1 protein-coding gene is annotated in these 8,383 nt (G+C 68.8%); it reads right to left on the bottom strand.

Annotated elements, in window-relative coordinates; translation table 11 throughout:
* A partial coding sequence (locus IEZ12_RS34820) for a CLIPPER-2 domain-containing protein (protein ID WP_229848573.1) occupies nt 1-7,890 on the bottom strand: 7,890 nt, incomplete at its 3' end.
* Nucleotides 7,891-8,383 lie beyond the last annotated feature (493 nt).

Raw genomic sequence — 8,383 nt, forward strand, 5'->3', positions numbered from 1 at the left:
AGCTGTCGCCGTGTTCGTCACATGACCGGCCTTCGCGTCCTCCTCGGTGACGACGTACGTCCCGTGGCAGGTCGTGCTCGCACCCGGCTCCAGCGTCGTTGCCTCGCACGACACCGACGCCACCCGGTCGTCGTTGACGGACACGTCCGTCAGCACCGTCGTCCCGGTGTTCGTCACCATGTACGTGTACGTCACGGTGTCACCCACCTGCGCGGAACCCGACACATCGGCCTGCTTGGTGATCGACAGCGACGACGCACCCGAAGTGGTCTCCACCGTCACCTCGCTCGGCCCGCTCTCCACCGGGCGATCCTCCGGGTCCACACCACTCGCACGGGCCGTGTTCGTCACATGACCCGCCACGACATCCTCCTCCGTAATCGTGTAACTGCCGTGACACACCGTGCGGGCGCCCGGGTTCAACGTCGTCGCGTCACAAGCCACCGACGAAACACGGTCGTCCGCAACGGTCACATCGTGAACGACCACGGCGCCCGTGTTGGTGACGGTGTACGTGTACCGCACCGTGTCACCCACCCGGAACGGACCGCCGGTGTCGGCCTTCTTCACGATGGACAACTGCGCCTCGCCCACCACGGGAACATCCACCTCACCCGGCGGGCTCTCCACCGACTGGCCGTCGGGACCGACCCCGCTCGCGTGAGCGATGTTCTTCACGTGACCCGCCTGGACATCGGCGGCGGTGATCACATACGCGCCGTGGCACACCGTGCTCGCACCCGGGTCCAGCGTCGTCGCGTCGCAAGTGACCGATGGAACGTGATCGTCCACCACCACGACGCTGTGCACGACCGCCGTGCCCGTGTTCGTCACCGTGTACGTGTACTTGACGGTGTCACCGACATGGAACGGACCGCCCGTGTCGGACTTCTTCTCCATCGACAACTGCGCCTCGCCCACCACTGGGACGGTCGCCTCGACCGACGGACTCACCACCTGCTGACCCTGCGGATCCGTACCCGCCGCATGAGCCGTGTTCGTCACATGACCGGCCTGCACATCGGCGGCCGTGATGACGTAACTGCCGTGGCACAGCGTGCTCGCACCCGGCGCCAACGTCGTCGAGTCGCACGTCACCGAGGCCACGTGGTCGTCCACGACCGTGAGGTTGTGGACCACCGCCGTACCCGTGTTCGTCACCGTGTACGTGTAGGCCACGGTGTCGCCCAGGCGGAACGGACCGGCACTGTCGGCGATCTTCTCGATGGTCAACAACGCCTCACCCACCACCGGGACAGTCGCCTCGGCCGGCGGACTCACCACCGTCTGCCCCTGCGGGTTCGTACCCTCCGCGTGAGCGGTGTTCGTCACATGACCGGCCGTCACGTCGGCGGCCGTCACCACGTAACTGCCGTGGCACGTCGTGCTCTGGCCGGGGTTGAGAGACGTCGTGCCACACGTCACCGACACAACGTGGTCGTCCGCCACCGTGAGGTTGCTGACGGCCGCCGTACCGGTGTTGGTCACCGTGTACGAGTAGGTGACGGTGTCACCCAGGTGGAACGGGCCGGCGCTGTCGGCCGACTTCTCGATGGTCAGCGCGGCCTCGCCCACCACCGGGACGGTCGCCTCGACCGGCGGACTCACCACCTCCTGACCGCGAGGGTCCGTACCCTCCGCGTGAGCGGTGTTCGTGACATGACCGGCCGTCACATCTGCGGCCGTGATGACGTAACTACCGTGGCACAGCGTGCTCGCACCCGGCGCCAACGTCGTCGAATCGCACGTCACCGAGGCCACGTGGTCGTCCACGACCGTGAGGTTGCTGACCGCCGCCGTACCCGTGTTCGTCACCGTGTACGTGTACGTCACGGTGTCGCCCAGGTGGAACGGGCCGACACTGTCGGCGATCTTCTCGATCGTCAGCAACGCCTCGCCGACCACCGGGACGGTCGCCTCGACCGGCGGACTCACCACCGTCTGCCCCTGCGGGTCCGTGCCCTCCGCGCGAGCGGTGTTCGTGACATGACCGGCCGTCACATCCGCGGCCGAGACCACATACGTGCCGTGGCACAGCGTGCTCTCACCGGGAGCGAGCGTCGTCGCGTCGCAGGTCACCGACACCACATGGTCGTCCGTGACCTTGAGCGCGTTCACCGCCGCCGTACCGGTGTTGGTCACCGTGTACGTGTAGGCGACGGCGTCACCCACATGGAACGGGCCGGCACTGTCGGCCGTCTTCTCGATGGTCAGCGCGCCGATGCCCACCACCGTGACAGTGGCCTCGACGGGCGGGCTCACCACCTGCTGGCCCTGCGGGTCCGCGCCCTCCGCGTGAGCGGTGTTCGTGACATGGCCCGCCTGCACATCGGCGGCCGTCACCACGTACGAACCGTGACACAGCGTGCTCTCACCGGGGGCCAGCGTCGTCGCGTCGCACGTCACCGAGGCGACGTGGTCGTCCAGCACCTTGACGTTGCTCGCCACCGCCGTACCGGTGTTGGTCACCGTGTACGTGTACGTAACGGTGTCACCGACATGGAACGGACCGGCACTGTCAGCGATCTTCTCGATGGTCAGCAGAGCTTCGCCCACCACCGGGACCGTCGCCTCGACCGGCGGACTCACCACCGTCTGACCCTGCGGATCCGTACCCTCCGCATGAGCGGTGTTCGTGACATGACCCGCCTGAACATCGGCAGCCGTCACCACATAACTGCCGTGGCACAGCGTGCTCGCACCCGGCGCCAACGTCGTCGAGTCGCACGTCACCGACGCGACGTGATCGTCTGCAACGGTCAGGGAGTTGACCGCCGCCGTACCGGTGTTGGTCACCGTGTACGTGTAGGTGACGATGTCACCCACATGGAACGGGCCGGCGCTGTCGGCCGCCTTCTGGAGGCTCAACTCCGCGATGCCGACCACGGGGACGGTGGCTTCCGTCGGCGGGCTCTGGATCAGCTGGCCCTGCGGGTCCGTGCCCTCGGCGTGGGCGGTGTTCGTCACATGGCCCGCCGTCACGTCGGCGGCCGTCACCACGTAACTGCCGTGGCACAGCGTGCTCGCACCCGGCGCCAGCGTCGTCGAGTCGCACGTCACCGACGCGACATGATCGTCCGTCACGACGAGCGCGCTCACCACCGCAGTCCCGGCGTTGGTCACGGTGTAGGTGTAGACGACCGTCTCACCGAGACGGAACGGGCCGGCGCTGTCCGGCGTCTTCGAAATGGTCAGCTGGGCGTCGCCCAGGATCTCGATGGTGGCTTCACCAGGGGGGCTCTGGACGGGCTGTCCCACGGGGTCGGTGCCGTTCGCGTGGGCCGTGTTGGTCACGGAACCGGCGGTCACATCGGCGGCGGTGATGACGTACGAACCGTGGCAGAAGGTGCTCTCGCCGGGGTTCAGCGTCGTCGTGTCACAGGTCACGGTCGGAATGTGGTCGTCCGCGACGGAGAGGTCGTGCACGGCGGCCGTGCCCGTGTTCGTCACCGTGTAGGTGTAGGGAACGGTGTCGCCCACGTGGAACGGTCCGGCGCTGTCGGCTGCCTTCTGGAGGACCAGTTCGGCCTTGCCGACCGTCGGAACCGTCGCCTCGGCGGGCGGGCTCACCACCGTCTGGCCTTGCGGGTCCGTGCCCTCCGCGTGAGCGGTGTTGATCACGTGCCCGGCCAGGACATCGTCCTCCGTGACCACATAGCCGCCGTGGCAGAGCGTGCTCTGCCCCGGGTTCAGCGTCGTCGTGCCACAGGTCACGGACGCGATGTGGTCGTCCGCGACAGTCAGGTTGTGCACGGCGGCCGTGCCCGTGTTGGTCACCGTGTACGTGTAGAGGACCGTCTCACCGAGACGGAACGGGCCTGCGCTGTCCGCCGTCTTCTCGATGGTCAGGACGGCCTCGCCCACCACCGGGACGGTGGCTTCGGCCGGCGGGCTCTGCACGCCCTGGCCCTGGGGGTCGATTCCGTCGGCGTGGGCGGTGTTGGTCACATGCCCCGCCGCCACATCCGCCGCCGTGATCACGTAACTGCCGTGGCACAGCGTGCTCTCACCGGGCAGCAGCACCGCGGTGTTGCACCCCACGCCTGCGACGTGGTCGTCCACCACCGTGAGGTTGTGCACCTCTGCCGTACCGGTGTTGGTCACCGTGTACGTGTAGCTGACGGTGTCGCCCAGTCGGAACGGACCGGCGCTGTCCGCCGTCTTCTCGATGGCCAGCACGGCCTCGCCCACCACCGGGACGGTCGCCTGGGCCGGCGGACTCACCACCGTCTGGCCCTGCGGGTCCACCCCCTCCGCGTGAGCGGTGTTGGTCACCTGACCCGCCGACACGTCAGCAGCTGTCACCACGTAACTGCCGTGGCACAGCGTGCTCGCACCCGGGGCCAGCACCGTCGAATCGCACGTCACCGACACCACGTGGTCGTCGTTGACGATCAGGTCGTGCACGGGCGCGGTGCCCGTGTTCGTCACCGTGTACGTGTAGAGGACCGTCTCGCCGAGGTGGAACGGACCGGCGCTGTCGGCCGTCTTCTCGATGACCAGCGCGGCTTCGCCCACCACCGGGACGGTGACCTCCGCCGGAGGGCTCGTCACCCGCTGCCCGTGCTGATCCGTGGCCTCGGCATGGGCGATGTTGGTGACGTGCCCGGCCGTCACATCCGCTTCCGTGATCACATAACTGCCGTGGCAGAGCGTGCTCTCCCCCGGGAGCAGCACCGTCGAGTTGCAGGTCACCGGCGCCACGTGGTCGTCGATCACCGCAAGGTCCTCGGCCGGGGCCGTGCCGGTGTTGGTGACGGTGTACGTGTAGGAGACCGTCTCGCCCAGGTGGAACGGGCCTGCGCTGTCGGGCGTCTTCTCGATGACCAGCAGGACCTCGCCGAACACCGGGACGGTCGCCTCGGCCGGGGGGCTCTCCACCGTCTCGCCCAGCGGATCGAGACCGCTCGCGTGCGCAGTGTTCGTCACCTGGCCCGCTTTCACGTCCTCGGGCGTCACCACGTAGCTGCCGTGGCACGTCGCGACCTGCCCGGGGTCCAGCACGGTCCGGTCGCAGGTCACCGACGCCACGTGGTCGTCGTTCACGATCAGGTCGTGCACCGTCGCGGTGCCCGTGTTGGTCACCGTGTACGTGTAGTCGACGACCTCGTTCACGTGGAACGGGCCGGGGTTGTCGGGCTTCTTCTCGATCGCCAGCTTCGCCACGCCCACCACCGGGACGGTCGCCTCGACCGGCGGGCTCACCACGTGCTGGCCCCCGGAGTCGGTGCCCTCCGCGTGAGCGGTGTTCGTCACGTGGCCGACCGGCAGATCCGCGGACGTCACCAGGTAACTGCCGTGGCAGAGCGTGCTCTCCCCCGGGTTCAGGTCCGTCCGGTCGCAGGTCACCGACGGCACGTGGTCGTCGATCACGACGATGTTGTGCACCGGCGCGGTGCCCGTGTTGGTGACGGTGTAGGTGTAGAAGACCGTGTCGCCTTCGCGGAACGGACCGGGGGAATCCGGCGTCTTCTCGATGGCCAACGCCCCGGCGCCGGCCACCACGACGCTCGCCTCCGCCTGCGGCGTGGTGTGCACGGCGCCGTCCGGGGTGATGTAGGTGGCCGAGACGGTGTTGACGGTGTCCTGGGTGACGCCGGGTAGGTCGCAGAAGATCTGGTGGTCGGTGCCGGCGGGTAGGTCGAACGGGCCGCCGGCCTCGCAGGAGGGCGTGACGGGGTCGGTCAGGGTGACGCCGGCGACGTCACTGGGGCCGGGGTTGGTGACGGTGATGCGCCAGAAGGCGGTGCCGCCCGGCGGGATGGTGGTTGTGCTCCCCCATGGACCTGGGCCGCCCGGGCCGCAGTCGCCGGGGTTGGTCGAGGCGCAGACCTCCTTGATGATCTTCACCATCGGGGCGCAGTCCGGGCCCGGGTTCACCTGGAGGGTGACGGTGTTGGAGGCGACGGGCGCCTGGCCGTTGGTGACGGCGGTGGCCTGGTTGGAGACGGCGGTGACGGAGCAGTCGGCGGCCACCGTCGTCTCGAAGCAGATCTGCGGGGCGTCACCGACGAAGGTGACCTGCATCTGCGGGTTGCTGCCGGGCGGGAACGAGCCGCCCCCGAGCAGGGTGATGTTGGAGACGACCTGGATCGGCGAGTCGGCGATCGGGACGGAGGAGATGTCCGCCGTCTCGGTCGCGGGGTCGAACGGGAAGGTGCCGATGGTGCTGCCGTCCGCCGCCAGCACGGTCACCGAGGACTGGGTGAAGTCGACGGTGCTCGGATCGATGCCGAGGAGGCTGACCGCGCCGTAGGACCTGACATGCCCGGTGGCCCCGTCGCAGTAGAACGCGGCGGGGTTGAGCACGGCCTGCGCCCTGGTCTTCTGGCAGGGCGAGGCGCCGGTGACGGGGTCCAGCGAGAACAGGTACCCGGTGTCGCCGAGGCTGTACTTGCACTGGCCGTCGTAGGCGTAGCCGTACGGGCTGGTGTTGCCGCCGTTGACGTTGGGCGGGCCGTCGACGATGCCGTTCGTGCCGTACTGGGCGCAGGGGCTCTGAGTCGTCCAGTCGTAGCAGTAGGAGGTGCTGTTCAGGGTCGGGGTGATGCCCCGGTAGATCCAGAGCGGGAACTCGGTCTCCAGGTGGCCGTTGGGGGCGGTGATGGTGAGCGGCACCTGGAAGTTGGCCTCGCCGGGTGCGACGTTGGTGCTGACCAGGGTGCCGAGGCCGGGGGGTGCGGCGATGGGGTTGCCGGCCAGGTCGAAGCACACGACGGTGCCGACCGGCGGGGTGACCTGCTGGTAGAAGCCGCCGACGATCGTGCAGACGCCGGTGACGGCGCCGGCCGCGTCGTACATCTCGAAGACGTTGTCGGCCCGGGCGGGTTCGTCGGCGGTGGTCGGGGTGACCACGGTCTTGGGGGTGGCCCAGCCGGTGCACGCGGTGTTCGTGGACGGGTCGAAGCAGGACATCACCGTGGGCGCCGGGGCCAGTGTGTTGTCGGTGACGTAGATCTTTCCTTCGATCGTCCGCATGATGCCGGCGTAGTCGCCGCTGAACGCGGTCTGGCCCTCGTTGGGCGGCAGGCCGATGTCGAAGGTGCCGCAGGGGGCGTTGGCGGCGGCGTCGTAGCAGAGGATCTCGCCGGTGCCGGACACCGCGTAGAGGTTCTGGTTCGGCGCCTGGACGACACCGCCCACGACCAGCCCGGAACCGGTTTGCAGCGCGGTGAAGCCGCAGCTGGCCTGGGCCTGGAGGTCGATGCAGCCGACACCGATCAGTCCCAGCGTGTCCCGGCTGATCGCGGCGTAGTACAGCTTGGAGCCGAGCTGCACGTAGGTCGGGGTGCGGGTGCTGCCGAGGTCGCCGGTGGTCGCTCCGGGCACCGAGGAGTTCAGCGCCTGGGGCCAGGTGGCGGGCGCGCCTGCGGGGGTGGGGCAGGGGCCATTGGTGAGCAGGTCGGTGCAGACCACGCTGGCGGGGTTGGCGAAGCCGTGGTGGTAGATGTTCCAGACCTCGGGCGTCTGGACGCCGTTGATCGTGGCGGTGTAGAGGATCGGGGTGAACCCGTCGCCGCCGGTGGCCGTGTTGATCGGCGTGAACGGCGGCGGGATCGACACCACCAAACCGGTCGCGGGCGACGCGAGTTCCGGGTTTCGGGCCTGGACGACATTGGTCGCGACGCCTTGGTCGGTGCCGCTGAAGCTCGCGCCGTTGTCGGTCGACCACTGTTTGGTGAAGCCGGGCGGCGCCTGCAGCGAGCCGGGCACATAGGTCTGGCTCTGCGGTGAGCTGCCCGGTCCGCCCTGGATCACGTCGGTGATCGTGGCGTCGACCGGGGCGCCGTCCGGATTCGTCGCGGAGACCACCCAGCGGACGGTGTCGCCGTGCCCGGTCTGGGTGGTGCTGCCGGTGGCGAGGTCGGTTCCGGTCTTGGACAGCGTCACCGGCAGCTGACGGCCACTCGCAGCCGTCGGCGGGTGCGCGGTGGCGGGCCCCGCGAAGGACGCCGAGACCGTGGCGAACACGACGGCCAGCGGCACTAGCGCCCGCGCGAGACGGCTGCTGATCGCCGCCGGCCCATGACGTCTGTGCGCGCGTTCGCAGGGGGGTCGACGGCGTCTCATGACGGGTCCTCTCGATCGATCTGACGGTGAGTCTGCGCACGCAGCGCACACGAGTGGCTACTCACCGCGACCATACAATCGAGCATCTAGTCTGAAAATCCGTCAAATACGCTCAATGACCCACACGCTGGACGCGTTCACTCCGGCGGCTCACCGGCGCAGAACGAAGGCGCCCGCCGACGAGGTCGCGCCGCGTGCAGCGACCTGCACGTGGAAGCGACCCCGCGGGCGGGCGCCTGAGAAAGTGTTGGGTAATTGATCAACTGCGCGTTGTGATGCGGTGGCGGTGATCTCCGTGGCGGCTGGTCCGCGA

Source organism: Kitasatospora griseola (genome assembly GCF_014648555.1).
Taxonomy (GTDB): domain Bacteria; phylum Actinomycetota; class Actinomycetes; order Streptomycetales; family Streptomycetaceae; genus Kitasatospora; species Kitasatospora griseola.